Source organism: Flavobacterium sp. FlaQc-52, from assembly GCF_044007495.1.
Lineage (GTDB): Bacteria > Bacteroidota > Bacteroidia > Flavobacteriales > Flavobacteriaceae > Flavobacterium > Flavobacterium cupriresistens.
This window is the reverse complement of sequence record NZ_JBIPCV010000001.1, coordinates 921,262-946,028: the sequence shown is the minus strand read 5'-3', so window position 1 is coordinate 946,028 and position 24,767 is coordinate 921,262. Positions and strand designations below refer to the sequence as shown.

At 36.1% G+C, this 24,767-nt stretch carries 18 protein-coding genes; 14 read left to right on the top strand and 4 right to left on the bottom strand.

Going from position 1 to position 24,767, the window contains the following annotated elements; translation table 11 throughout:
* Positions 1 to 8: 8 nt before the first annotated feature.
* The 3 genes from ACHRV5_RS03715 to ACHRV5_RS03705 all read left to right on the top strand — a co-directional run bounded on the left by ACHRV5_RS03715 (position 9) and on the right by ACHRV5_RS03705 (position 2,986).
* Positions 9 to 1,112: an alkene reductase gene (locus ACHRV5_RS03715; protein WP_395425823.1), complete on the top strand. Its 1,104-nt coding sequence runs from the start codon at positions 9 to 11 to the stop codon at positions 1,110 to 1,112.
* 60 nt (positions 1,113 to 1,172) lie between these two features.
* Positions 1,173 to 1,472 (top strand): putative quinol monooxygenase, encoded by a 300-nt coding sequence (locus ACHRV5_RS03710; protein WP_395425822.1) that lies wholly within the window; start codon positions 1,173 to 1,175, stop codon positions 1,470 to 1,472.
* 524 nt (positions 1,473 to 1,996) lie between these two features.
* Positions 1,997 to 2,986 (top strand): beta-ketoacyl-ACP synthase III, encoded by a 990-nt coding sequence (locus ACHRV5_RS03705; protein WP_047778867.1) that lies wholly within the window; start codon positions 1,997 to 1,999, stop codon positions 2,984 to 2,986.
* Positions 2,987 to 3,101: 115 nt separating this feature from the next.
* Here ACHRV5_RS03705 and ACHRV5_RS03700 read toward each other — a convergent pair whose 3' ends face one another.
* The 3 genes from ACHRV5_RS03700 to ACHRV5_RS03690 all read right to left on the bottom strand — a co-directional run bounded on the left by ACHRV5_RS03700 (position 3,102) and on the right by ACHRV5_RS03690 (position 6,835).
* A complete protein-coding gene (locus tag ACHRV5_RS03700; protein WP_047778866.1) occupies positions 3,102 to 4,295 on the bottom strand; it encodes a hypothetical protein in 1,194 nt (397 codons plus the stop codon).
* 147 nt (positions 4,296 to 4,442) lie between these two features.
* A complete protein-coding gene (locus ACHRV5_RS03695) occupies positions 4,443 to 5,417 on the bottom strand; it encodes a glycoside hydrolase family 25 protein (RefSeq protein WP_395425821.1) in 975 nt (324 codons plus the stop codon).
* Between the two features lie 2 nt (positions 5,418 to 5,419).
* Positions 5,420 to 6,835: a hypothetical protein gene (locus tag ACHRV5_RS03690; RefSeq protein WP_395425820.1), complete on the bottom strand. Its 1,416-nt coding sequence runs from the start codon at positions 6,833 to 6,835 to the stop codon at positions 5,420 to 5,422.
* Between the two features lie 872 nt (positions 6,836 to 7,707).
* On the opposite strand from ACHRV5_RS03690, the gene ACHRV5_RS03685 reads away from it, so the two are divergent.
* From ACHRV5_RS03685 to ACHRV5_RS03635, 11 genes are all read left to right on the top strand, one after another.
* A complete protein-coding gene (locus ACHRV5_RS03685; RefSeq protein WP_047778863.1) occupies positions 7,708 to 8,268 on the top strand; it encodes an RNA polymerase sigma-70 factor in 561 nt (186 codons plus the stop codon).
* Between the two features lie 109 nt (positions 8,269 to 8,377).
* Entirely contained in the window at positions 8,378 to 9,298 is a 921-nt protein-coding gene (locus ACHRV5_RS03680) for a FecR family protein (protein WP_395425819.1), read from the top strand.
* A gap of 66 nt (positions 9,299 to 9,364) precedes the next feature.
* Positions 9,365 to 12,754, top strand: a complete 3,390-nt coding sequence (locus ACHRV5_RS03675) for a SusC/RagA family TonB-linked outer membrane protein (protein ID WP_395425818.1) — start codon at positions 9,365 to 9,367, stop codon at positions 12,752 to 12,754.
* Positions 12,755 to 12,774: 20 nt separating this feature from the next.
* Positions 12,775 to 14,310, top strand: a complete 1,536-nt coding sequence (locus ACHRV5_RS03670; RefSeq protein ID WP_395425817.1) for a RagB/SusD family nutrient uptake outer membrane protein — start codon at positions 12,775 to 12,777, stop codon at positions 14,308 to 14,310.
* 272 nt (positions 14,311 to 14,582) lie between these two features.
* On the top strand, positions 14,583 to 16,409 hold the full coding sequence (locus ACHRV5_RS03665) for an alkaline phosphatase (protein ID WP_395425816.1): 1,827 nt from the start codon (positions 14,583 to 14,585) through the stop codon (positions 16,407 to 16,409).
* Between the two features lie 245 nt (positions 16,410 to 16,654).
* On the top strand, positions 16,655 to 18,163 hold the full coding sequence (locus ACHRV5_RS03660) for a calcineurin-like phosphoesterase C-terminal domain-containing protein (protein ID WP_395425815.1): 1,509 nt from the start codon (positions 16,655 to 16,657) through the stop codon (positions 18,161 to 18,163).
* A 452-nt stretch (positions 18,164 to 18,615) separates the two neighbouring features.
* Complete coding sequence (locus ACHRV5_RS03655) at positions 18,616 to 19,137, top strand: RNA polymerase sigma factor (RefSeq protein ID WP_047778857.1); 522 nt, start codon at positions 18,616 to 18,618, stop codon at positions 19,135 to 19,137.
* Between the two features lie 46 nt (positions 19,138 to 19,183).
* The gene (locus ACHRV5_RS03650) at positions 19,184 to 19,393 is read left to right on the top strand and encodes a hypothetical protein (RefSeq protein WP_395425814.1); all 210 of its coding nucleotides are present in this window, start codon (positions 19,184 to 19,186) and stop codon (positions 19,391 to 19,393) included.
* Positions 19,394 to 19,405: 12 nt separating this feature from the next.
* Positions 19,406 to 20,251 (top strand): FecR family protein, encoded by an 846-nt coding sequence (locus tag ACHRV5_RS03645; protein WP_395425813.1) that lies wholly within the window; start codon positions 19,406 to 19,408, stop codon positions 20,249 to 20,251.
* Positions 20,252 to 20,350: 99 nt separating this feature from the next.
* Positions 20,351 to 22,963: a carboxypeptidase-like regulatory domain-containing protein gene (locus tag ACHRV5_RS03640; RefSeq protein ID WP_395425812.1), complete on the top strand. Its 2,613-nt coding sequence runs from the start codon at positions 20,351 to 20,353 to the stop codon at positions 22,961 to 22,963.
* Positions 22,964 to 22,967: 4 nt separating this feature from the next.
* The gene (locus ACHRV5_RS03635) at positions 22,968 to 23,807 is read left to right on the top strand and encodes a DUF4249 domain-containing protein (protein ID WP_395425811.1); all 840 of its coding nucleotides are present in this window, start codon (positions 22,968 to 22,970) and stop codon (positions 23,805 to 23,807) included.
* Between the two features lie 192 nt (positions 23,808 to 23,999).
* Here ACHRV5_RS03635 and ACHRV5_RS03630 read toward each other — a convergent pair whose 3' ends face one another.
* A complete protein-coding gene (locus tag ACHRV5_RS03630) occupies positions 24,000 to 24,767 on the bottom strand; it encodes a LytR/AlgR family response regulator transcription factor (protein ID WP_395425810.1) in 768 nt (255 codons plus the stop codon).

Here is a 24,767-nt window from a genome sequence, read left to right as displayed (position 1 = left end):
AATATTAAATGAAAGAAATGAAACTATTCCAAACGTATAAAGGAGATAAAATACAGACTAAAAATCGTTTTCTCATGGCTCCCATGACCCGTTCAAGAACGACGCAACCCGGCGATATTCCTAATGCATTAATGGCCGAATATTATAAACAACGAAGCTCGGCAGGATTAATTATCACCGAGGCTACGCAGATTTCATTACAAGGAAAGGGGTATGCCAAAACACCAGGTATTTATACTAAGGAGCAAATCGATGGCTGGAAACTGACAACAGATGCGGTGCATGAAAAAGGAGGCACGATATTTTTGCAGTTGTGGCATGTTGGGCGAGTATCGAGTTCAAAAGTAAACGGTTTGCAACCGATCGGACCATCAGGAGTAATTGCGAAAGATACCAATGTCTATATTTTTGACGGAGCTCCAAACGGTGACGCCACTTTTGTTCCTGTTGAAGAACCAAAAGAGATGTCTCAGAACGATATTGATCGTGTTATAGAAGAATTTGTACAGGGTGCAAAAAATGCTGTTTTGGCCGGATTTGACGGTGTTGAAATACACGGTGCAAACGGTTATTTGATCGATCAGTTTTTAAGAAGCAACAGCAACAAAAGAACCGATGCTTATGGAGGATCGCAAGAAAACAGAATCCGTATTTTAGTGGAAATAACTGCGGCGATAGTAGCAGCAATTGGTAAGGAAAAAACCGGTGTGAGACTTTCTCCTTTTATTAGTTTTAAAGACATGAATGATCCGGAAATATTAGAAACCATTATGCTCGCTGCCAAAGAATTAAACAAATTAGACATTGCCTACATACATCTTTGTGAAGCAGATTGGGATGATGCGCCAGTTATACCCAATGATTTTAGAAAGGCGTTAAGAGCCAATTTTAAAAACACCATAATCGCAACGGGAAACAAAAGTCCTGAAGAGGGAGAGGTTTTACTAATTGAAGATTTGGTAGATTTAATCGGATTTGGTCGAAAGTTTCTGACGAATCCCGATTATCCACAACGTGTATTAACGAATGCACCTCTTAATGTGATTTCAGACAATCATACTTTGTTTGGAGGAGGGGGTGCCAGAGGATACACAGATTATCCGTTTTTATGAGGTATAGGTAAAACTTGTGGATTTAGTTACAGTGTTAAAAATAATTAAAGAATAAAGAGTATGGAAAATACATTTAAGGCGATCGCTTTTTTGAAAGCGAAATCGGGTAAAAATCAATTGTTGAAAGAAGCTTTACTGGCTTTAATTGAACCTACCAGAAATGAAGAAGGATGTCTGGAGTATGTACTTTATGAAGATTACGAAAGTTCGGGGGCATTTTATATGAATGAAGAATTTAAAAATGAAGAAGCATTTGAAGCACATATCCAAACGGATCATTTTCAAAACTTTGCAAAAAGGACGGACGAGTTGTTAAGTGATCCGGTAAATGTTGTTCGTATTAGTCAGGTTTCGAACTAATAGTAGCCTTTAATTTAAGCTAAAAACAGGGATTTTTAGTTGACTTAGTGGGTGCGTTTTGGGAATTTTAATTTTTTGTTAGTTCCCTTACGATTGAAACCAACTAAATTTTATTTTTTTTTAACGATATAAGTCTTATGAAATATTAGTTATTTTAAAGGAGGTACACTTTTTTTATGTTTTTTGATGAATGCCAGCAATAGTAAGTGAATTAGGCTGAATGTCTTACATTCGGCCTATTTCTTTTTAGAGGATTACGTCATGAAAATGATAGCTAAACCAACTTTTTTTGGTAAATTTGGACGCGTTGCTCTCCCGGTGGCTTTGCAAAATGCATTTGGCTTTTTTGGATAAATAACTAGTTTTTGAAAAGATTAGTTATTTTATTTTTTTAAGGCAATATTGAAATTAAGTTTTTGTCCTATCTGAAATGGATGTATGAATTCTGAAAATCGCAAGAAAAACGGTAGGAGCAATTTTATATTTGTAGATTTCTACAACAAAAAATTCAATAATCGTTAGCAATGACAAGAAATAATTTAGCAGCTATTACGGCTGTAGGTGGCTATGTTCCTAGCACTGTACTGGATAATTATCAACTTGAAAAAATGGTCGATACTTCAAACGACTGGATTTTATCAAGAACAGGAATACAAGAGAGACGTATACTGACTGATCCCGAAAAAGCAACTTCAGACATGGCTGCAGAGGCCATAAAAGACCTTTTAGAAAATTCTGATACTAATCCCGAAGAAATCGATTGTTTGGTGCTGGCAACAGCAACACCGGATCAATTACTGGCTCCTACAGCACCTGTAGTATGTCAGAAAGCAGGACTTACAAATGCTTGGGGATTTGACCTTAACGGAGCGTGTAGTGGTTTCTTGTATGCTTTATCAACTGCTGCGGCATTAATAGAATCAGGGAGACATAAAAAAGTAATCGTTGTGGGTGTAGATACCATGAGCAGGATTATCGATTATACAGACCGCAATACCTGTGTATTGTTTGGAGATGGTGCAGGTGCCGTATTATTGGAAGCCTCTGAAAACAATGGATTGAAGGATTTTGTATTAAAAACCAATGGAGCGGGCAGCGAATTTCTGTCGGTTTCAGGAGGAGGTTCTCTTAAACCTTTTCACGATGGTACATTAGAGAATCGGGAACAATTCGTAAAACAGGACGGAAGAACTGTATTTAAGAATGCTATTGAAAGCATGACAAATACGTGCAATGAAATCCTGGAGCGCAATCTTTTGGACGTGACAGATGTGGATTGGGTGATCCCGCATCAGGCCAATATTCGTATTATAAATGCTGTAGCGAGTAATTTAAATGTACCAATGGAAAAAGTAAAGGTAAATATTGAGCGTTATGGTAACACTACAGCGGCTACAATACCTTTATGCTTATGGGATTTTAAAAATGATTTCAAAACAGGAGATCGATTATTACTTACTGCATTTGGAGCCGGATTTACATTTGGAAGCTGCTACTTGAGTTGGGGAAAATAAAAAAGTAAAACACTATAACCGTTTATTTTCTTGAAGAAAGTCTGGTTAGTATTATAAAAATAAAAACGTTGTATTGGATCAAATCCGATACAACGTTTTTTTATGTTCTTCAAGTTTAGACTTTTCTAACACTGTGATTGGGTACTTCCCACCAATTTTTTATTCCACCGGGGATTATATCTTCGGTATTCAGAAAGCGTTCTATGATGTTTTGTACACGGCTGTCTTTCAAAAATAAACCATGAAAATCTAAATTATTACTGATTTCATCAAAAAAGTTTTCTTTTTTCACGGCCAGTGTAGTAATGTCCTTTGCATATATGGACGAGCTTTTAAAAGGTACGGTGCCGTCTCCGGAATCAATTCCTTTTTTTAGAGAGTCTAAATCCACCAGGTTTTTGGTAGTGAACTTCTTTTTGTCAACCAATAATTGCGTATAGGTATTGTCTTTTTCTCCTACTACAATTACCATTTTATCTTTTACGGCTTGTGGCAATTCTGATAAGTTTTTAGAGCCGGTAGGTCCATGAAACTCTTTTAATAGCGCCAATCGTGCATCGAAAAGTTCTTCAATGTCATCATAAATATTGTTTTGCCAGTATTTTTTTTCGAAAAGATTTAAGGGTTGTTTATCGTCTTTGTAGATCATGGCATTTGCGTATACCGGGAGCAATTCGTAAACTCCGGGATAGGTGCGAATTACTTTTCGCATGTCTTCATTTCTGCCAATGGCCCAGTTGAGGATGCTGCGTAATCCACCATCTCCTTTTACCATATGCACCATCGCATAAGGGGAACCTAAAAATGGCGGAGCATTCATTACGATTTTGTCAATACCGGAATAGTCATCTTTTAAAAGATTCAAATAACAGGTTAAGACTAATCCTCCCATGCTGTGCGTGACAAATCGGAATCCTTCAATGTTTTGGCCTTTTAATTTATTACGAAGGTATTCTACATATAATTTGAGCCTTTTGGCACTTTCCATATTCGACATTCGCCAATCGTAACCAAACAAATAGATGGGTGTATCTTTATAAAGCGGATTGTCATTAAGCTTAGCTTTCAGTTTAAGTATACTGTTCTCATAAGGAAACCGCGCAATATGATTGCGTTCAACAATGGATTCAATACTCTGATCGTAAAGCGGATTCAATTGCAGGTATTCTTTAATATAAGGTCCTGTGATTGCTGTACCTATAGAAGTACTTAAAGTGTCATAAGCATTCCAGATATAATTGAAATCAAAAGTATTGCTGTTGACTAAACTGGTGGCTTGAATACCGGGGATAAAAATAATTGGTTTCATGATTACTTACGATTTAATTGATACAAGTTTTCTGATTCTTTGCTAATAGATTTTCAACACCATAAAAAGAGATAAGTATTTTACAAAAGTAAGTGAAATATTATTTTTTTATACCCATAGCATATTTAGTTGCTATTTTTTTCAATTTTAAGGATTTATAAATACCGAATTATCTTTTAAAATATTAAGGTCGATCTTAGCATTCTGACCAATAGCTCCGCTTTCGGTATATTGCCAGATCGCCCAATCTGTCCATCCATTAGGTATTGTAACCTTTAGACAGTTTGGTTGTGCTGGATAATAAGAGATCCATAGTTTCAGATTGCCTAAAGTGTGTGTTTTGGGTAGCTTTCTGTCCAGATACTCTTTACGGCTATAGATTATCGGTCCTGCGTTCATTCCCGTTTGGATAATGGCAGCAAAGGTTTTAATCCACAGCATATAGTCGGCTGGTTTTAAAGGAGTGTCCCAGCTCGCCTGATCTTCCAAATCCATTACTAAAGCTAAATTGGATTTGGGTAAAGCTTTCATCAAATTGAGTGCTTCATTGGCTTCTGCAGTGGCATCAGAAACAACGGTTCCTCCATTTCGGGTATCAGGACGACAGAAATGATAGTAACCAATTTTGATGTTTTTGCTTACTGCATTTTGAGCATTTTCTTTTGCCTTTGCATCCGGAGTTCCAACACCTTCGGATAGTTTTATATACGAAAAACGAACTCCGACTTTAACAAATCCAGCCCAATCCGGTTTAGCATTATGATGCGAAACATCAACTCCTAATTGATAGTTGGCAGGAAGATTTGTCGGAAGCCCCTTTAAACTTACGGTAGATGGAGATGTAGGAGCGGGAGCTGGTGGTGTAGGAGCTGGTGCTGGTGTAGGCTTAGGTGTAGCAGCGGCAGGTGCAGCACTTAGTTTTGCCAAGCCATTTGCCCAATAATATTGTCCAAGACTATCCTTTAACCATTTTCCTAAACCTGGGTTTGGTATATTGGTTTCTGGTTCTAATTCGAGTATCATATCTTGTGTTACCTGAGAAATGATATTTTGTGTTTTAAAATCGGCTACCGGAGCTTTACGTACGTTAAGTCGCGGTACTATTACTTTATATCGGTCCATGGCTATCCTACTGCTTCAGGGTTAGTATTGCTGTTCACTGTTACCTGAACAGGTTGAGTTTCCGGGGTTGGGTTTGTGGAACCATTTCCACTGGTTTCTTTTTTACCTGTTCCTCGGATTTTAATAAATTTCTGTAATAAATCAAACCAAAACGGAGCTCCTAAACAAACACCGAATGCGAGAAGCAGAAAGCCCAAAAGTTTTCTTGCATTGGTGGATTGTTCCAATACGTAGTAGGCTTTGAGTTTAATCCAATGGTCATCATACAAACGTTGTAGTGCTTTTTGAGCATAAAATTTTGTAGCGTCTTTTGGAACTTTTAGCGTGACATCAGCTTTAAGTTCTTTTGTTATGCTTGCGAGTTCACCAGCGTATTCCTTCGAGACCAACGTACTGTCTCTTTTTAAACCATAATCGCCCCACCCTATTGCCAAGAGATTATTGGCTTCTTTAATCTGTCCATTCAATTGTTTTTTTATTGTGTCAATCTGACTTTTATATTGTACCAATGGATCTTTGGGAAGTTTAGCCTTTGGTGTTGCTGCGGTGTCAGTTGAGGTTTGCTGATAGCCGGCTGCTTTTAAACCGTCGGCTTCTTTTATAGCTAATTCAACCAACTTGTCTCTGGCATCTTTATCGGTACTTATTTTACCGGCAATTTCAATAATATCAACATTAAAGCAAATCGCAATAACCAATCCGATACTAAACAACCAAAATTGAACTTGCTTTTTGTACCATCCGGCAATTCTATTCATACTGTCATCGTACCAATCTTCAATTTGCTTGGTAAATGTCTCGAGGTTTTGATAACTTTTCTGTAAGTAAAGCTGTAGTATTTCAAGTGTTTCGGTGTCAATATCAGTATGTTGTGCTTTAAAATTAGCGATTAGAGCTTGACCGGCAGGACTAAGTAAATAGTCCACCAGATAGTATATTTTTATAATACTTGGGGCATCTTTAAGATCTACATTTACTTTTTTCGCCTTGACATAAGCAATGACATCTGCTTCGTGGTCTTGATAGTATTTTTTTAAAACCTCAATTAAGATGGTTGAAAAATTCTCTTTAGAGATGTAGGAAGGAATCGAATTTCTATTGCTATAACCGTAATTTTTGATCACGGGATGCTCATAAAATTTATCGCCCAGTTTTTCTTTCGAAATGGGTTTGTAACCCAAAATCAATTTAAAAGGTTCCAGTATAGTTTCAAAAAAAGACTTTAGTGTTTCGAGCCATAACCATTCCTTGCGCTCGGTGTTAGACAACATACTGTCAACGATACCTTTTTTTAGCATTCTCGCTCTTAATCCGAAGAGGGTAGAAAAGGCTTCATTTACAGAAGTGGCCAATAAACTGTATAAAAGATATATAAAAACCAAACCAATGGCAGTATCTAGTACGGGAGAATTAAGCATAATTTGTAGTTTTATGAATCATCGATTTATTTTAAAGAATAGCAGGTATTGCATTTTAATTTGGATACTTCCAATTATCTTCCCATTATTTCGCTTTTAGGCTCGGAATTACACTCTGAATAATTTAAGTTGACCTTACTTTAACAGGCTTAAACAGAGTATTTTTTAGCGGATAGATGTAGGGTCTAAAGTATTAAAGATTTTTTTTTTGGAGTAGCGTATTAGTACCTGTTTTTGTATTGTAATTATGAGGTGTTTTTTATTCAGGTAAGGAAGTGTTTTTATTTTGGATTCTTTTTTCAATTAGAAATAATTAATCCGGATTTTAATTGCCGTTGGTTTTAACCAACGGTTGTGTTTGTTTGAGACAATAGGCTTTAGCCGAAATAATTGTAGGCAAAGTTTTGGCTAAAGCCTTCTTGAATGCTCTTTTAAATCCGTTGGTTAAAACCAACGGCTATTCAAAAAAAAACACATTTACTAATTTTAACGGAAAATATTATGATGCAAATGCCATTATATGTAAAATAAATAATTACGCAATAAGCGTTTAAAATAGAGTAGATTCTGACCATTTTTTTAGGGAATAAACTACTATTCATTCATAAGTAAGTTTATTCTTTCCGAGGCACTACATAGGGGTAACATCGGGCCTCAAATGTTAATAATATGTTTCGTAATCGGCTGGTTTTATTAATGTAAACGTAACCTTTTTGACCTACCCTGAGCTTTAATTTTGGAGACATAGTATAAGAAACCAATACTTGTATATATGTCGCTTTTCAGAGTAAGAATTCATCGCAAAAAAACAATCCGTATCGATGTTGTAGTAAACCTTGTTTGTTTGACAACAGTTGCAAAAGCGTTGTATTATGTATAAGAAATATACTGACGAAGAACTTGTTGCATTATTAAAACAAGGAAAAGACAGAGCTTTTGATGAATTGTATTTTCGATACAGAGATGTATTAGTCCGCTTTGTATACCAGCGAATAAAATCGATTCCGATTTCTGAAGAAATTGTTCAGGAAGTTTTTACCACCATTTGGGAGCGACGCAAAACGCTGGTCATTCAAAAAAAGTTTTCGGCTTATATGTACACTTCAGTACGTTATGTAACGCTCGACTATATTAAATCCAACCAAATGACGGATGCCTACTGTAAAGAGGTCTTTGATCGAAATACAGTTATTGAAGGGAATAACAATACCACAGAAGAATCCATCTATCATGATGAGCTGCAACAAGCTTTAGACAAAGCCACTTCTTTGCTGCCAAAAAAGGCTAAAGAGGTTTTTATCCTGAGTCGTTTTAAGCAGTATACCAACAAAGAAATAGCTGATGAGCTTAATGTATCTCACGAGACCGTGAAGTATCATATTGCCTACGCGCTAAAATTCATGCGCCTTTATTTGGGACAATTTAATTTATAACAGATTTCAATGCTAAGGTATTCTTTTGGTTTCTTAACAAAAGGGTAACCTTGAGCACCTACCTGAAATCGGAATTCCTAAGACTTACTATTAAAGCAATAACTATATAATGCCTGAGAAATTACATCAAGATATCAAAACTTTTTTAGAAGGTAAATCTTCTTTAAAAGGAAAAGAAATGTGGGACAACTGGTACAACAATCCCGGAGAAATATTCGAACACGAGGTGGTTATACAATCGGATATTTCTAAACTAAAGAGAGAAATCAAAGCCATCAAAAAATCAAACGAAGTCATTTCGTTAAACACCAAAAATTGGATCATGGCGGCTTCTGTAGTGCTTTTAGCAGGTTTGTCCTGTTTTTTCTATCTGTCTACCGAAACCAGTATCCTTAAAGAATATGCTACAAAACCCGGAGAACATACCAAAATAACTTTGAGCGACGGAACACAGATCTGGCTTAATGCGGGAAGTCTTTTAAAATATCCTGCTGAATTCGAAGGAGATACCCGTGAAGTTTCTTTAACAGGAGAAGCTTTTTTTGATGTGGCAAAAGATAAAAAACATCCTTTTATCATTCACACCAATAAAATGGATACTAAAGTGTTAGGTACCAGTTTTAATGTACAGGCCTATCCCGATCAAACAACACAGGAGGTTTCTGTACTAACAGGAAGAGTAAATGTAAAATCGACTGTTACGGAAGAGAACGTTTATGTAACACCCGGTCAAAAAGTGGTTTTCAAATCAAAAAACAGCAGTCTGCATGCTTTTAGTAACATTCCGATGAACTCCATTTCGCTTTGGCGAAAGAATATTATTGTTTTTAAAGACACCCCATTACCGCAAGTAATTACAACAATCAACCGCAATTATAATATCGCTGTATCGGTTGAAAATAAGGATCTGAACAACCTCAAAATAAGTGCCTACTTTAAAGAATTACCGCCTGATCAAGTGATCCGATTGGTGTGTACTATTATCAATGCCAAGTATAAACTCGAGTCCGGAGTGTACCGGATTGAATAACTTTTAGAATAGAATGAAACTCCAAAAAAACAACAATAACTAAAGGAATAATCAAAATTAAAAATTATGAATGAAAAACAACTGCGGTACATCGCAAAGTGTCAAAGCATTAAAAAAGGTCTTCAGACCCAATTAATTCTGTTCACTGCTTTATTTTTTATCGGATTAACGGCAAAGGCCGGAAATGTTGAGAGGGACAAAAGAATAACTTTAAAAGTAGAAAATGAAAGTATAAAAAATATTCTTCAAAAAATTGAAAATCAGGTGGACGTGCATTTTATGTATGAAGCCAATCAGATCAATACCAATCAAAAAGCAAGTTTAAAACTAAACAATGTCACGCTGGAATATGCGTTGGATCAAATTTGCAGCAGTTTTTTCCTGAAGTATGAAATAATCAACAACAATATTGTGATTAAGAAAAATCAGAAAGTAAGCGATGCGGGACAAAATAAAATTACGATATCCGGAACCGTTTTTGGCGGTGATGACGGAATGCCGTTACCGGGAGTAGAGATTAAAGATAAAGGCTCCAGTGCAGCCACTGTAACTGATTATGACGGAACTTTTACACTGGAAATTCATTCGGATGAGGCGCTGTTGGTTTTTTCTTATGTAGGGTATATTACGCAGGAAATTAAGGTTACCGAAACCCGAAAAAATCTAAATATCAAATTAGCTGCCGATGTAAAACAATTACAGGAAGTGGTGGTAATGGGATATGGAAGTGTAAAAAAGAAAGAAGTTTTGGGAGCTGTAGGATCCGTTTCTATGAAAGAAACCGCAAGCAGAACCTACAATACTGCTGCCGAATTGCTACAAGGAACCGTTTCGGGTGTTACGGTTATTAATAATGGAGGTGATCCAACAGGAGAACCTACAATCAATATTCGTGGAATAGGTTCTTTAAATGCCGAAACTCCACTAATTGTTCTAGACGGAATTATTTACAGTGGTTCATTAAATACCATTAACCCTAATGATATTGCTTCGATCAGTGTTTTAAAAGATGCGGCTTCGGCGGCTATTTATGGAGCGAGGGCTTCAGGTGGTGTGATTTTAATTACTTCTAAAAAGGGTACTTCTGAAAAAATTAATGTCAATGTAAATTATCAGGGAGGTTTTCAGAATGTAGCGAAAAAATTGAAAGTATTAAACGCAGCGGAATATGCAGATGCCATGAATACGGCCAGAGATAATGCAGGATTGCCAAGAATACCGGCTTTTGATCCCGCATTTGAACCTACTGCCAGAATGACCAAAACCGATTGGATGGATGAAATTTTTCAGACTGGTGAAATTCAGGATTTATCTATTTCGGTAAACGGAAAAACAGAAAAATCTAATTTCTTTCTTTCAGGAAGTTACCGAAAAAATGAAGGAATATTGTTGAACACCTTTGCAAGACGTTATACAGCCCGCGCCAATTCTTCTTTTAAACTGGCACCCAATTTTACAATAGGAGAGAATCTGACGTATTCGTTAACAGATGGTCAGAGTGCCAATACTTCAAGTGCTTACACAGGAGCAATTTTAGGAGCGATTTTGTACCCGCCAAATGCAACGGTTTATAGAGAAGACGGTTCCGGTTCTTTTGGTGGAGTACCTGAAAAATACATCGGATCGTATGGAGATGTTATTAATCCGGTAGCTTATTTGAAAAGGTTAGACAACAACAATCCTGTTTCTACTATTCTGATTAATCCTTATGCGGAATGGGAAATTGTAAAAGGTTTAAGATTCAAATCAAATTGGGGATATACCAGAATTCAAAGTGATTATAAAGATTTTACCGTAAAGATTACAGAACCGGGTAAAGTATTTGATTTTAACAGATTAACACAAACTACTTCTACGACAACCGATTTATTGAGCGAACAAACCCTTTCGTACGATAAAACTTTTGGGAAACACAGTTTCAAAGCTTTGGCAGGATACACCTATCAACAAACCAAAAGGAATTTTTACAGTGTACAAGGTACCGGTTTTGATAACGAAGATCCATCACAACGCTATTTGCTTAATGCCAAATTAGTACAGCAGTTAGGAGCAGGAATGTCTGAAGAAATTATTTCTTCTTATGTCGGAAGGTTAAATTATGATTTCAGTCAAAAATACCTGTTCTCGGGAATTGTGCGTCGTGACGGAACTTCAAAATTAACTTCTGCAAACCGCTGGAGAGTTTATCCTTCAGTATCTGCAGGTTGGTTAATTTCTGAAGAAGGTTTTATGAAAAACATTAGTTCAACCGTAAACAGTTTAAAACTTCGTGCGAGTTGGGGACAGATTGGAAATTTAGGAAACTTAGGACCTTATCAGTTTAGTGTACCGTTAAATCAGACTTCTGCTTTAATTGGATCGACTCCGGTGATTAATTACGGGTATTCGGAAAACGAATTGTCAAATCCGGCTTTAAAATGGGAAAGCTCAGAGCAAACCAACTTAGGTTTAGACTTCACTCTTTTCAACAACAGTCTTACAGGATCGGTAGACGTTTATAAAAAAACAAACAAAGACATGCTCGTTCGTGACCAGTTACCGGGAGTATCGGGAACACCATTAGGGCGAATTGTAAACTCGGGTGATGTCGAGAACAAAGGACTTGAATTAAGTCTTACCTATCAAAAAACAAGAGGTGATTTTAAATTTGATGTGACGGCAAATGCTGCTTTCTTAGACAACAGAATTGTTTCGATCAAAGACGGTTTAACCTCTCTTGAACCACTTAATTTGAGCAGAGTTCGTAGTTTGCCTTTAGCCAATATTTATCAGGTAGGAAGTCCGGTTGGTGCCTTTTACGGGTATAAAACAGACGGATTATTCCAAAGTAATGCAGAAGCAAAAGCCTATGTGAATTCAAGTGGCGCCGTATATCAACCAAATGCAGTTGCCGGAGATATGAAATTTAGAGATGTAAATGGAGACGGTGTGATTAATAATAACGACAGGGTAGTGCTGGGGAATCCGTTTCCAAAAACCACATTCAGTTTAAATTCCAATTTCAGATACAAAGGATTTGATATGAATATCTTTTTAAGCGGTGCGGCAGGTAACAGCGTTTTTAATGCGGTAAAATATACCGGTTTAAACGGTTCTTTTCCTGGGTATAATTTATTGGCAGAGTCAAAAGATGCTTGGTCACCACAGAATACAGGATCAAATATTCCGGTACTTTCAGCAACAGACAATAACAATAACTTCGGACGAATTTCTGATTTTTATATTGAAGATGCCTCTTACCTGAGATTAAAAAATGTGGCAATTGGGTATACAATTAAAGAAGCTTGGTTAAACGGAAAAGCAAATCTAAGATTCTTTATTTCAGCTCAGAATCTCTTTACGATTACCAAATATTCAGGAATGGATCCCGAGGTAGGTCTTTCTAATTTCGGACTGGATTTAGGGAAATACCCGCTGTCCAGAATTTATATGACGGGTATAAACGCTACTTTTTAAAAAAACATAAAACATAAAAAATGAAAAAGATAAGTATTTTATTGTTGAGTTTTACAATGCTGCTTGGAACGACAGCCTGTGAAAGTGAACTTGATCTGATACCGCAGGGAGCCCCTTCGAGCGGAAATTTCTGGAAAACACCCGCAGATGCCAAGGCTGGAGTAAATGCTATTTATGCCTTGTATTCGGATGATAATATGTACGGACGTGGGTTTTTCTGGCTCAACAATGCCAGTGATGATATCGGAACCAAACCAAGGCAAAATGCAGAACGTATCAAAAACTTTATTGTTGACGGATCAGAATCCGACACAAAAGACATTTGGAGATTGCATTATGAAGTGATGAAACGTTGTAACGATGTACTGCGTAATATTCCAAACATTCCATTAGAGGAGAAAACTAAAAAAATGATGTTGGGAGAAGCTTATTTTAATCATGCTGTTATGCATTTAGAATTAGCGTATCATTATGGCGATGATCGCGCGGGAATCCCCATTCAGGATAGAAACGATCCTACGAATGTTTATGTACCAAGAGCAAAAAATGTAGCGGAGAATTACGCCTATATTGCTGCTGATCTGGTTAAAGCGGCTGACTTATTGCCTTATTTCAGTGAACTTACGGCAGACAATTACGGCCGTGCGCACAAAACGGCTGCGTGGGCGTATTTGGTTCGTACGTATTTGTATGCCAAAGACTGGGACAATGCCATTAAGTACGCAAATATGGTTGTTAACAGTGGAAAACATGCTTTGCTTCCTAATTTTGAAGATGTATTTAAAATCAAAAACAACTGGTCATCAGAATACATTTGGTCTGTTACTTCAAGTGCCGATAATACTTCACTTGGGTCAATCTTTCCGGGAGTTTGTCTAGAAGATAAAGGTTGGGGCGCTTATAATGGCTGGGGGAATTTTTATCCAACCAAAGAATTATTTGATGCGTATGATCCTGCCGATAAACGTCGTAGTGCGACTATTCTACAAAAAGGAGATTCGTTTATGTACTTTGGTCAGCTGGTTACTTTTAATGAAGGAAAATATGTAGTGAGTTCAAGTAACAGAACAGGCTATCAATTTAAAAAGTATATGGAGCCGTTTGGTTATGCAAAAACCACTTCGGGAGGAATCGATATTCGATATGTAAATGCAAATGGAGACAAACCTTCAACCGCGTTAAATGTACCACTATTGCGCTATGCCGATGTGATTCTGATGTTGGCTGAAGCAAAATTAAAGAAAGGACAAAGTGCAGATACCGAAATAAATTTGATTCGCAATCGTGCAGGTCTAACCTCTATTTCTGGAGCAACATTAACCGATTTGAAAAGAGAAAGACGTTGCGAATTGGCCGGAGAATGGACAGATCGTCATTTTGACCTTGTTCGTTGGGGCGATGCCGAAGCAACCTATGCCAAACCGTTACACCATTATAACGGAACGGTAATTTATCCTGCTCGTAATTTTAACCCTGCCATTCACCACATATGGCCAATACCACCGGATGAGATTGCAGTAAGTAAAGGAGCTTTGTCTCAAAACAAAGGTTGGTAAAAAGTAGTTTCATTTGTTTGTGTTTTGTTACGCTGCGGGCTTCTAAGGAGTCTGCAGTCGTAAACAAAATGACAACTTTTACAGATAATTTAATAAGCCAGTCCTGTGTTAAGAAGGGCTGGTTTGTGTTTTTAAAGAATGGATAATAGAGAATAGATGGTTTCTGTTTTTTATTGTAGGAATTTTAAATTTAAAACTTTTAATATCAATAACTTATGTCTGTTTTGTTAAAGTTGGTTTGTAACTTTTGAAACGGATAATTTATAATAAATATGAAAAAAATAAGCACCTTTTTTTGCCTTCTTTTCTGCCTTTTTTTGCAGGCACAAGAATACAGTTCGTCCAATATACATTCTCATAATGACTATGCAGGGGCGCTTCCTTTTTATGAGGCTTATGCTAATGAAACAGGGGTTATTGAAGCCGATGTTTTTTTAGTGAAAAATGATTTGATGGTGGCTCATACTTCTGAAGAAATTAAAGTTGGTAATTCGTTGCGTAACCTTTATTTGGAGCCTCTTTTATTGAAATTTAAAGCACTGGGCGGTAAAGCTTATAAAAGCGATAAACCGTTGCTTTTGATGATTGATATAAAGTCAGAGGCAGAAGCCACTTTGAAAGTAATTGTGGAACAGTTAAAAATGTATCCGGATCTAATTTCAAATAAAAATTTCAAAGTAGTTATTTCCGGAAGCCGACCGGCTCCTTCAAAATGGAACGAGTATCCGGCGTTTATTTATTTCGACGGAAGAGTAAATGAAACCTATACAGCTCAGGAATTGTCGCGTGTAGAAATGATCAGTGAAGATTTGAAAGAACTTACCGTTTGGAACGGAAAAGGGGTTTTGACCCAAACCGATTCTGAAAAAATACAAGCAGTAATCAAAAAAGTACACGATCAGCATAAGAAAATTAGATTTTGGTCTACGCAAGACAATGTAAATACCTGGATGACTTTAATGAACCTTCACGTCGATTATATAGCAACGGATAATACATCGGCCTTGACACAATTCATTAAAAATATCAAGTCAACTTTTTACCAGAATACCGAGTTCTATGAAACTTATGTCCCTAAAAATGGCGCTGTATTTCCTAAAAATAAACGTCCAAAGAATGTGATTCTCCTTATTGGTGACGGAATGGGACTGACGCAGATTTATGCCGGTTACACCGCCAACAAAGGAAGATTAAATTTGTTTACTATCCCTACCGAAGGATTTTCAATAACCAAAGCCTCCGACAGTTATATTACAGATTCGGCTGCCGGCGCAACAGCTATGGCTTCAGGGCATAAAACCAATAACCGATTTATAGGAGTGGATGAAAAAGGGCAATCTTTAGAATCGATAACAGAGAAATTGGCTAAGAAAAAATATAAAACGGCGCTCATTTCGTGTGGTAATATTACCGATGCGACACCAGCTGCTTTTTATGCGCATCAATCAGACCGAAGTTATAGTGAAGCAATCGCGGCAGATTTTTTATCCAATCCGGTTGATATCTTAATTGGGGGAGGAACAAAGGAGTTCAGATCCCGCAAAGACGGTAAAAATCTTGCTGAGGTTTTACATAAAAAAGGCTATACTTTTTCGGATCAATTTAGTGCTCTAGATACCATCAGGAATAATCGTTTTGTAGTATTGGATGATGCTTCGGTGGTTTCCAGAAAAGACGGAAGAGGTGATTTTTTAGCGAAATCATTGGCTAAAGCTACAACCACTTTTTCTAAAACTACAAATCCGTTTTTTATAATGGCAGAAGGCGCACAGATTGATTATGGAGGTCACAGCAATAATGTGGAATATGTAGTGCGTGAAATGTTAGATTTTGACCGTTTGGTTGGACAGGCGATGGAGTTTGTAGACAAAAATCCGGAAACCCTGCTAATTGTAACTGCAGATCACGAGACCGGAGGACTTTCTTTGATTGATGGTAGTATAGAAAAAGGATATGTACACGGAAGTTTCAGTACAAACGATCACACCTCGGTAACTGTTCCTGTTTTTGCATACGGTCCCGGAGCTCAGAATTTTATGGGAGTGTATCAAAACACAGAGATTTACAATAAAATAATGCAATTACTGGAAACGAAATAAGCCCTTTCTAAAAAGTTAACTGCAGTATAGATTCCAAAAAGCTATGTCTCTATGTGTTAAAAACTTTGCGTCTTTGCGAAAAATATTCCTGGTGCAATAACAACGCAATTTTTTAACACATAGAGACATAGTAATATTTAGAGATGGAAAAAAGAATTTTTTTAGTCCAATATTGGCTCGCATAGCTTTGTTGTATTGGAAAAGAGGGATGACTTACGAAGGATTTTTTATTAATAAGTAGTATCATGAATAGAATAATTTTTAGCTTAGTTGTAATGCTGAGTTTTACAGTTGGTTTTGCACAAAAAAACAATAAAGTTTCAGGAATTGTATTTGCCGATACGAATCAAAATGCTGTTCTTGATAAAGATGAGGTAGTGCTGTCTAATGTTTTGGTTTCTAATGGTAAAGATGTTGTTGAGACCAATTCAAAAGGAAAATACAGCATTACAAAAATAGAAGGAAATACCGTTTTTGTAATTAAACCGACGGGGTATATTTCAAAGAAAAACAAACAGAACAGCGTGCAGTTTTATGTTCCGTTTGATGAAGTAAAAGAAGTTGAAAATTACAATTTTCCCTTGATTCCAAATGCTGAAAATAAAGATGTGAAAGTGGTGTTGTTAGGAGATACTCAGGTTGATGTGATGGATGATATTCACAACGTAGGAAAGTTGGTTACCGAAGAATTAATGGATCAGAAAATTGATTTTATAGTACCGCTTGGAGATCTTTCTTTTGACAATCTGACTATTTTTAAACCATTGTCAGAAACTTTGGGACTCATCGGAGCTCCCATTTTTTATACCATTGGCAATCATGATCTAAATTTTAAAGAAACCGCTTTTGAGGATCGGGATAAAAGTTTTGAAAGTATTTTTGGGCCGTCTTATTACGCATTCGAGTACGGAAATCAGTTCTTTTTAGTGCTGAATAATATTTATCCTGTAAACGAAAAAGGATATGTAGGACGTCTTGATGAGATGCAAAAACAATTTATAACCAATCTGATTGCAACAAAAAAAGGTGCTTTTAATTCGATCCATTTGTTTATGCACATTCCTCTCGAAGAAATGGAAGACCAAGATTGGATTATAAAATCGTTGGCTCCTTTTGAAGAGGTACTGATTAGTGCCGGACATACCCATACCCAATATCATAAATATTTTGAAAGAGAGGCCGGACGAAAGCCAATTCATGAGTTAGTTGCCGGCGCCGTATGTGGTTCCTGGTGGCAAGGGCCACATGATCAGAACCAGATTCCGTTTGCGTTGATGTACGACGGCACACCAAAAGGCTATTGGACAGTCGGAATTAATCCGGATCGTTATACCTACGATTATAAAGTTTCCGGAGCACCCGACACAAAACAAATGGACATCACCGTTCCAAATACTAACGAATGGGATACTACGCTCAATGCTTTGAATGACAATTACATTTACGCCAATGTATTTGCTGCAGATGACGCGACAAAAGTTTATGTGAATTTCGATAATGGAAGTTGGAGTGAAATGGTAAAATATGAAGGTATTTCGCCCAATATTCAAAAACAATACTATCTGCAAAGCCAGGGGAGGTATGACAGCATGAAAATATCTAATTCTCCAAAGCCGGAAACAATCAGTACACATTTGTGGAGGATTGTAAAGCCGGACAATCTATCCTCCGGCGCTCATAGTGTCCGAATAAAAGCAGTAGGAAAAGAGATTAATCTGGAAGCACATGGTAATGCAGTATTGTGGGTAAAGTGAGAATAAAAAAAAACGTTTGCTGTAATTGTAAGAGATAGAGACTTCAGTACAGCTCATGAAATGGTTCTCGCTAAGTCGCAAAGCCGCCAAGTTTTAAAAGTAAAAAACTTTGCGCCTTTGTGCGATTTTTTTAGCATTATAGAAGCATCGTTTAAATGTAAATTATGGCATGGTTTCGATCTGTCCTATTTTTTTTTCATCCCTGTGTAACATATTCTTAAAAGACACGACTAATCTAGAGCTTTTCAATAGCTGTAATTGCTAAAAACTTTATTGCAGCAGACATAAAATATAGAATTAAATTACGGTTCTTTGCACTTTTCTACAGCATTGAAATTGGCAAAGCGATTCAATAGATTTCCAATCTGAGATCCTTGCAGTTTTATGTTTTCAATTTTGAAACACAATATAATTGCCGTCAAACAGTTTAGAGTAGTTATCATAGTTAAGTTATGGACAATAGGAAGTTTATAGTAAGTTTGAAAAAAGGCAATGAAGCATCCTTCAAAGAGGTTTATCTTACTTATTATGATCGATTGGTAAGTATCGCTAAAAGATTCGACTTTAAACTTCTAACTCCTGAAGACTTTGTTCAGGAAACTTTTCTAAGACTTTACGATAAGCGGGAATTACTTCACGAAGATGTTTTGTTGGACAAACAATTGTTTACGATCTGTAAAAATATCATCCTCAATCATGTGAACAGAGAAAATAAAATAGTTCAACTTAATCCTTTAAAAGTTGAAATTGCAGAAGAGGTTACGGATACAGGAGATTTTGAAGAAAAAAAAGAAAAATTATACAATTTCATAAATCAGCTTCCTGAACAACAACAAAAAATATTTACTTTACACAAACTGGAAAATCTTAGCTATAAAGAAATTGCAGCACTTACGGATCTTTCTGAGAAGACCATTGCCAATCATATTTATCTTGCCAGTAAATTTATTAGAAAAAAAATCGAAAACCATTAGGAACTTTTCTGTTTTCGTTTGTTATATATAAAAACAGACTGTAGAAATGGATATAGAAGTTTACAAAACCGATGTTAGAACAAAAGAGCAAGCTAGGTATATTGTAGCATTGTTGCAATTTGTTATTTCTGATTGTATCATGAACTTTGACACAGAGGGTTGTGATACTGTTTTAAGAATTGAGACCAACAGAGATATTAAAGAAATGGTTTATGGTGTTTTTAATAAACAAGGATATTATTGTCAGAAACTTTAACGCCCCAAAGATATGGATGAAAATAAACTGGAAGAAGAATTAAAAAAAATGTGGGAGGAGACCCCTGTTTCGCATTCCGATAGTGAAAAAGAAACTTCTTGGGAGCAATTCCAGGCAAAAACCTTTCCTTCGAAAGAACGGAAATTGAAACCTTGGATGTATTATGCAGCGGCAGCGGCAATTTTAATTTTTGGCTTTATTGGAACCAGTGTTTTCAACACTGATAACCCATTACAAGTGGATAATTTTGTTGCTTCGATTGTCATTGAAAATCCAACTTCTAAGGTAAAAAGTGTATTCTTACCCGATAGTTCAGTGGTAGAATTAAGCCCGAATTCTAAAATCAAATACGTCAGTAATTTTGTTGCAAACAGAAAGATTGAGGTAGAAGGATCAGCCTATTTTAAAGTTAAAAAAGATAAAAAACATCCTTTTCAGGTTTTTTGCAAAGAGACCACTACAACTGTTCTTGGAACTTCCTTTTCAGTTAACGGATCTACTGATAAAGAAGTAGTTGTTGAACTTTTTGAGGGAAGTGTTCAGATGAATGTAAAAGACCAAAAAGAAAACTGGATACTGAAACCCGGTGAAAAATTTACCTATAGCAATAAGATTGTGGCTGTAACCGATTTCAACCGCTTTGTGGATTTTGAAAATGAAAAACTAGTAGTACTCAGTACCTACATTGAGACCAACTATGGCTATAAAATGATACTCCCAAAAGAATTTGATACTCAAAGAATTACATTAAGAATCAATAAAAAGGAAAATTTAAAAACCATAATCCAATTAATCTCAGAAATGTATAACCTAAATTTTGAAGTAAATGAAGAAATAAAGCAGATTACTTTTCAATAGAAAAGAAAAGGATGCACTAGCCGCGAAACTAAACATCCTCCCTTAGTATGGATAGCATGATGCTATTCCACTTAATAATATTCAAAAATACAAATTTTTATGAAGCATTTAATTACAGTATGCTTTTTTTTACTCAGTTTTAGTGTGTTTTCCCAAAACGTAACGGTTACAGTAGATCAAACCGTAACATTAAAAGAATTATTTAAGCAAATTGAACAACAAACAGACTTTAAATTTGCCTTTACGGATCAAATTGATACCAGTCAGAAATATTTTACAAGAAAAAATACTTACAAAAAGATCGAAATAGAGAAACTGATCGCCGAACTGAATAAGAATGCACAGATTCAATTTTCAATTGTGGGGAATAACATTTTTGTAAAACACAAAGCGCCAAAAGCAACAAAAAAAAAAAATAAAGTAACAGGTCAGGTTTTTGATGAAAACAATGAAACGGTTATTGGTGCCAACGTTTTTATTAAAGAACTCGAAACGGGCATTATAACCGATAAAAACGGAAAGTTTACCTTAGAATTACCCAAAGGAAGTTATACCGTTTCAATTAGTTATTTGGGATACAGTACGAAAGAAAAGCAAATTACGGTTTCCGATGATGTTTCAATTAATTTTAGTATTGCTTCTGATAGTCAACAATTAGATCAGGTAATCATAACAAACACTAAAGCAGTAGACGTCAGGAATACACAAATGAGTGTCAACAGACTTTCGATGGAGGACATCAAAAGAATTCCGGTTGCTTTGGGAGAACCCGATCCTTTAAAATCGTTATTGACCTTGCCGGGTGTTACCAATGCAGGAGATTTGTCATCGGGTTTTAATGTCCGTGGAGGTGCAGCAGATCAGAATCTGATTCTTTTAGATGGTGCTCCGGTGTATGGAGACTCTCATATGTTTGGTTTTTTTTCCATTTTTAATGCTGACATCGTTAGTGCATTAGATTTGTACAAAGGAGGGATTTCGTCTAAATATGGAGGACGTGTTTCTTCTGTTCTTGATGTGGCCCAGCAGACAGGAGATTTTGAAAAGTATAAAGTAAATGGAGGAATCGGTCTTATCTCGAGTCGGCTCTTAGTGCAAGGACCCATAAAAAAAGAAAAAGGCTCTTTTATCGTCGCCGGACGTGCTTCTTATGCTCATTTATTTATGAAACTGGCGGATAATAAAAATTCGGCTATGTTTTATGACTTTAACGCTAAGTTGAATTATCGCCTTAGTCCGAATAACAGCCTTACGTTCTCCGGTTATTTAGGAAGTGATTTGTTTGATTTGAATAAACGTTTCGCCAGTACCTACGGAAATGCAATGGGTATTTTAAGTTGGAAGCATAAATTTTCGGAATCTCTAAACACTAATTTATCGGTTTTATACAGTGATTATAAGTTTAACCTAACGATGACGGAAGAAAAGTTTGAATGGGACAGTAAAATCAGCAGTTACGGACTTAAGTACAATTGGAATTACATTAGATCAGAGAAACTAAAACTCAACTATGGTATCGATGGTTTGTATTATGATTTTAATCCGGGTACCGTGAAGCCTTCAGGTGCAGGTTCTCAGTTTAATTACAAACAGTTGAATAAAAAATATGCCTTTGAAAGTTCTGCCTATATTGATTTTGAACATCAGATTACAGAGAAACTGAATCTTCGTTACGGACTTCGTTACAGTATGTTTTTACGTTTGGGTGCGGAAGATATTAATACATACAAAGACGGGAAAGCTGTAGTGTATAATCCGTTGTATAATATTTATGAAGAAGGTACTCCAACCGGAACTAAGTCCTATAAAAATGGCCAAACCATTAGTAAATTCGATAATTTAGAACCTCGATTGGCATTGTCTTATGCTTTTAATGATGATAATTCTGTTAAAGCAAGTTACAACAGGATGGCGCAGTATATTCATATGTTATCCAATACACAATCTCCAATGCCAATGAATGTCTGGACACCAAGTGGTCCTTTTACAAAACCACAATTATTGGATCAATATGCAGTAGGTTATTTCAGAAATTTTAAGGAAGGGGATTATTCTTTTGAAGGGGAGTTGTTTTATAAGAACATCCAAAATCGAATCGATTATATTGACGGGGCAGATGTAGTGGCAAACGATGACATTGAACAGGTTATTCTGAACGGTAAAGCCAGAGCATATGGTATGGAATTATTATTCCGTAAGAATAAAGGTAATTTCACAGGATGGGTTTCTTATACCTTGTCAAGAGCGGAACAAAAGACTCCGGGAAGAACTCCGGATGAACCGGGTATTGCTAATGGAGACTGGTATTTATCAGGCTATGACAAATTGCATAATTTAAATATAGTGGGGAACTATGATTTTAGTCCAAAATGGTCTTTTAATGCTAATTTTTCATTGCGATCTGGTCAGCCGGTAACCTATGCCGGTAGTTATTACAATTTTGGTGAACTTAATGTGCCAAATTACGGAGTAAGAAATGAAAATAGACTACCCTTATACCATCACTTAGATGTAGCGGCAACTTACACGCCTAAACCGGACAAAAAGAAAGGATGGCAAAGCTACTGGGTATTTAGTATCTACAATATCTACAATAGAGCAAATGCAGTTTCTATGGCGTTTACAACAAATGAAGACACAGGACTTAATGAGACCAAAAGGCTGTCTATTTTTGGATTAGTACCGAGTATTTCTTATAATTTTAAATTTTAATGGCATGCAAAGAGTAATAAAGTATAATTTTAAAAGTAGCATAATTGCTTTATTTAGTGGTTTGTTTGTTTTGTTTTTTTCTTCCTGTGAAGATACAGTAAAGTTGGATTTAAATGAAGGAACCCCTAAGATCGTAATCGATGCGGAACTAATTTGGAAAAAAGGAACTACAGGTAGCGAGCAGACCATAAGAATCAGTAAAACGACATCTTATTATAATGCTGACACACCAAAAGTTTCAGGAGCACAGGTAAGAGTGGAGAACAGTAATGGAACCAGTTTCATTTTTAACGAATCGGCACCCGGCGTATATGTATGTACTAATTTTGTTCCTGTGGTAGATATGGATTATGTGCTTCATGTACAGGCTGAAGGGCAAAGTTTTACTGCTGTTGAAAAGTTAACTTCCGTAACTCCAATTAATAAAGTAGAGCAAAAATATGTACCGGATATATCAGGTCCTGATGTGCTTGTGGTTCAGATTTATTTTAATGACCCGGCTGATAAGAGCAATTATTATCTCACAGATTTCAAAAGTGATTTTTTAAAGTTTCCTCTTTATGTAAATTCAGATGATGAGTTATTAAATGGGAATGAAATAAGTATTCAATTCGGAGATACAGATTTAAAACCGGGTAAAACCATTGCTATTGTGAATCGTGGTATTTCGAAGAACTTTTTTAACTATATGAAGCTAATTTTGGAAGCTTCACAAGGAAATCCTTTTTCTGTTCCGCCAGGCAATATCAGAGGCAATATTGTCAATACCAAAAACGCTGATAGTTACGCGATGGGGTATTTTAGGCTTTGTGAAGCAGATGCTGTTTCTTATTTAGTGAAATAAAGATTTTAATCCTCAGTGATTGATTTGTGATTACATCTGGCATATTCGTATTTATGTCAGATGTTTTTTTTTGAGGATAGTGGAGGAGAGGTTGAAAGTCACAAAGCCACAAAGGCTCAAAGTTTTTAGCGTCTGCCGCTGTATCTTTTGGACCTTTGAGCCTTTGCCTCTTTAAACCTTTGTACGAAACAATTATTGCTCTATCCATTCCCGAAAAGATGCGGTATTGCTTTGACTGGTCTTCAGGTGTTTTTCATATCCTTTTATTTTTAAAGCAAAAGCATTTTTAGAATAACGTTCGACTCTTTCAACATATTTTTTATGAACCAGTTCACTACGGTTAATTCTGAAAAAAGCCCGTGGATCGAGTAAAAATTCAATTTCTTTAAGCGTTGTCTCATTCAGCAAATGTTTTTTTCCCGTTGTGTCAAAAGCAAATAACACCCCTTCGTTGGCTTCAAAAAACAAAATACCATTTGTTTCTATAAAATAAATCCCTTTCGGACTACTGATCGTGAAACGTTCTTTATAGGTTTTTACCGGATTATTGTTTTGAAGAATCTGATTTAATTTAGCGACCAAATCACTTTCATTAGAGTTTGATTTTCCTAACAATAGGTACTTGTCCCAGGCTTTTTGAAAACGTTCCATCGAAAAAGGCTTCAAAAGATATTCGATACCATAATTCTCAAACGCATCCATCAGAAATTGATCGTAGGCCGTGGTGAAAATAATCGGACAGTTAATTTTAACTTGCGTATAGATTTCAAAAGCATTTCCGTCCAGTAATTCAATATCCGAAAGGATCAAATTTACTTCTGTTGTGTTCAAAAATGCAATTGCAGCCTCTACAGTATCTATTTCGCCCACTACTTCAATACTTTCGTTAAGCTGACTGAGAAATCTTTTCAGTTTGTTTCTTGCCGGAATTTCATCTTCTATGATTAGCACTTTTATCAT

Excerpts from the sequence above, each read along its gene's own strand:
- ACHRV5_RS03715 (WP_395425823.1), top strand. The coding sequence starts at position 9 with ATGAAAGAAATGAAACTATTCCAAACGTATAAAGGAGATAAAATACAG.
- ACHRV5_RS03710 (WP_395425822.1), top strand. The coding sequence starts at position 1,173 with ATGGAAAATACATTTAAGGCGATCGCTTTTTTGAAAGCGAAATCGGGT.
- ACHRV5_RS03705 (WP_047778867.1), top strand. The coding sequence starts at position 1,997 with ATGACAAGAAATAATTTAGCAGCTATTACGGCTGTAGGTGGCTATGTT.
- ACHRV5_RS03700 (WP_047778866.1), bottom strand. The coding sequence starts at position 4,295 with ATGAAACCAATTATTTTTATCCCCGGTATTCAAGCCACCAGTTTAGTC.
- ACHRV5_RS03695 (WP_395425821.1), bottom strand. The coding sequence starts at position 5,417 with ATGGACCGATATAAAGTAATAGTACCGCGACTTAACGTACGTAAAGCT.
- ACHRV5_RS03690 (WP_395425820.1), bottom strand. The coding sequence starts at position 6,835 with ATGCTTAATTCTCCCGTACTAGATACTGCCATTGGTTTGGTTTTTATA.
- ACHRV5_RS03685 (WP_047778863.1), top strand. The coding sequence starts at position 7,708 with ATGTATAAGAAATATACTGACGAAGAACTTGTTGCATTATTAAAACAA.
- ACHRV5_RS03680 (WP_395425819.1), top strand. The coding sequence starts at position 8,378 with ATGCCTGAGAAATTACATCAAGATATCAAAACTTTTTTAGAAGGTAAA.
- ACHRV5_RS03675 (WP_395425818.1), top strand. The coding sequence starts at position 9,365 with ATGAATGAAAAACAACTGCGGTACATCGCAAAGTGTCAAAGCATTAAA.
- ACHRV5_RS03670 (WP_395425817.1), top strand. The coding sequence starts at position 12,775 with ATGAAAAAGATAAGTATTTTATTGTTGAGTTTTACAATGCTGCTTGGA.
- ACHRV5_RS03665 (WP_395425816.1), top strand. The coding sequence starts at position 14,583 with ATGAAAAAAATAAGCACCTTTTTTTGCCTTCTTTTCTGCCTTTTTTTG.
- ACHRV5_RS03660 (WP_395425815.1), top strand. The coding sequence starts at position 16,655 with ATGAATAGAATAATTTTTAGCTTAGTTGTAATGCTGAGTTTTACAGTT.
- ACHRV5_RS03655 (WP_047778857.1), top strand. The coding sequence starts at position 18,616 with ATGGACAATAGGAAGTTTATAGTAAGTTTGAAAAAAGGCAATGAAGCA.
- ACHRV5_RS03650 (WP_395425814.1), top strand. The coding sequence starts at position 19,184 with ATGGATATAGAAGTTTACAAAACCGATGTTAGAACAAAAGAGCAAGCT.
- ACHRV5_RS03645 (WP_395425813.1), top strand. The coding sequence starts at position 19,406 with ATGGATGAAAATAAACTGGAAGAAGAATTAAAAAAAATGTGGGAGGAG.
- ACHRV5_RS03640 (WP_395425812.1), top strand. The coding sequence starts at position 20,351 with ATGAAGCATTTAATTACAGTATGCTTTTTTTTACTCAGTTTTAGTGTG.
- ACHRV5_RS03635 (WP_395425811.1), top strand. The coding sequence starts at position 22,968 with ATGCAAAGAGTAATAAAGTATAATTTTAAAAGTAGCATAATTGCTTTA.
- ACHRV5_RS03630 (WP_395425810.1), bottom strand. The coding sequence starts at position 24,767 with ATGATAAAAGTGCTAATCATAGAAGATGAAATTCCGGCAAGAAACAAA.